The organism is Spiroplasma sp. hy2 (assembly GCF_044714365.1).
GTDB lineage: Bacteria > Bacillota_I > Bacilli_A > Mycoplasmatales > Mycoplasmataceae > Spiroplasma > Spiroplasma phoeniceum.
Genome location: NZ_RXFZ02000153.1, coordinates 1 through 2,468, shown reverse-complemented (window position 1 = coordinate 2,468; position 2,468 = coordinate 1). Strand labels below are relative to the sequence as shown.

The window sequence follows — 2,468 nt, the reverse complement described above, 5'->3', positions numbered from 1 at the left end:
WAYACCTGAAGAATTAGCAAAATTAAAAGAAGAAAACAAAATAAATACAAATAACCAAGAAATCAAAGATAATCTAGAATGAATAGCACCACAAGAAAAACCATTTAATAAAGTTGATGATAAATGATATTATGTTGTATGGCGTGGTGATAAAAATGATAGTTGATATTTAACTAAATTTAATAATAATACATACGATACAATAATTATTAGAGGTTATAAAGATGATTATAGCTTAATGTATAGAATTAATGGTTATTTTGGAATACATAGTAAAAAAAATAATTTTGAAGGAAAAGAATCTTATTTCCACTATTGAAGTAATAAAAATGATAATTATTTTAAATCAATTTATCGCTGAAATTTAGATACTAAGGAACCTAATTTAATTTTAGATGAAAATGGTAATTTAAAAGTTAAATAAAAATAAAAAGAGATTATTAAATCTCTTTTTTCTTTTTTTATCTTGGTTTAATTGTAATTTTGACAGGACTATTACTTTTGTTTCTAATACCTAATACATTTGGGTTAAAAACATCTAATGTTATTTTTTTAACATTTCCCCAATATCTTGGTTTTGCATAAAAATCAAAATAAAAACATTCTAAAATAGGTCTTAATACTTTTGTAAATCTAATTTTTAATTTTAAATCATTAGTATAATATGCTTGTAAATATGTTTCTTTGATTTTATCTTTATCAGTAAAAACTAATTTTGTTATTTGTAAAAAAAATCTTACACCGCAAATATTATCTAATGTATGATATACATTAAGGTAATTTTCACTTGAGGTTTCATTAGCAACACCAGTAGCATATTTTGTTTCAGTGTCATTTACTTCTATATTTTTAGTATATAAAGTTATTGTATTATCAAAATTAATTTTATCTGTTTGTGAGCGACCACTTTGTTGTAAAGTTATATTTGCTAATGAAAATAAATTATTACTACAATCCTCATTTCCACCAGTTATATTAATATTTCTATTAGCAATAAAATTTTCTATTTCAGGTGGTCCACACTCAACTTGTAAATTACCTAAATTACTTATTTCAATAGTTTTATAAGCATCTTGAAATTTACTTATACTTTGAATTGTTGGGTCAATTTGTTTTAAATCAATTTCTACCTCATAATGAGCATCATTAAATTCATCAGAAAATAAATTAACTAAACGACTACCTGTTTTTTTACATTGTGGTAGTACAATAATTTTAGTTTTTAATGGTAATACTACATCGGAAGGCATAATATCTTTTGTATATTCTGAATAATTATATGGCACTGGTGGTAATACATATTCAGGGTAATTAAAGGTTGGTATTTCATAATCATGTGGTAATAAGAAACTAGTTTTATAATTAGTTGTCATATCGCGTAAATAATTATTTAATACACTTTTTGTTTTTCCACGAAAACGTCATACTGATAAGCGTAAGTAATCTTCTTCATTATTTGTATATGGGTTATCAGCATAAAAGATAATTTCAAAATTACCTTTATATAATGCTTGAATTGAAAACATATCAATTATATAACTACAATTTGTACCATCTGGTGTTTGTAAGAATTCGCAATTATTATCTTTTTCACTATCACTAACTGGTGTTTGTGCATCAACTGATTTGGTTTTTTCATTAATTAAATAAACTCGGTTAGTTTTAGGATTTAATTGTTTTAAATTATAAGTTGAATAAACTAATTCTTCGGTTGGTTTACCATCATTAGTTAAAACAGTCCCTTTAAATTTATCAGTTAATAAAGTAGTAAAACTAAAACTAGTAGCATTAGCACCAATCATAGCACCAATTTTATCATTGCCTTGTTCTCTAAATATTTCAAATGGTAAATAACCTTTACCCGCAGCTTTATCACCTCAAAAGGCATCGTTATAAAAACTATAAACATTAGCACTCATAAAACCATTAAGTCATGGGAAATTAGGTCATTTATCATCTTGGGTAATTGTTAAATTTCCAATTCAGTCCCAAGGAATACCAAAAGAAACAAAATTTAAAAACTTTCCAATAGCAGGTATAGTAAAAGGATTAAAGACTAATTTTTGCGTATAGTTTAAAGGTAATACTGTAATTTGGCGATTAATAAAATTATTCATATTTAAAATATCTCAAACATTACATTTACTCATTTTATTATATTCAATTTGAACTTGACCAACAGTATTACCAAATTCATCTTTTCTTCTAAAATATGATGATGCTTGCGTACTAATAATGTTATTAATATCATTGCCACTATTTACTTTTATTTTTTCTGGTGGAGTAATCATTCAATTTTTAGACCAATAAGGTTTAGAATTTGAATTTTCTTCCTTAATAGTTGTTCCAACAGTCGGATTAGTTGCTGTTGAACTTGCTTTATCTGTTATTATCATACCCTCATTATTTTTTTCAATTCAAAAATCAGACATTGATTGAATATGTTCTTTTCAATCTTTATATCYAKA

The 2,468-nt window shown here is 24.6% G+C and carries 1 protein-coding gene and 1 pseudogene; one reads left to right on the top strand and one right to left on the bottom strand.

Annotated features, from left to right (window positions below):
• Positions 1-424: pseudogene (locus tag EHV01_RS04720) on the top strand (hypothetical protein); the annotation flags it as partial.
• Between the two features lie 37 nt (positions 425-461).
• Here EHV01_RS04720 and EHV01_RS04715 read toward each other — a convergent pair.
• Positions 462-2,468 (bottom strand): hypothetical protein (locus tag EHV01_RS04715; RefSeq protein WP_422066438.1); only part of this gene is annotated, 2,007 nt, incomplete at its 5' end.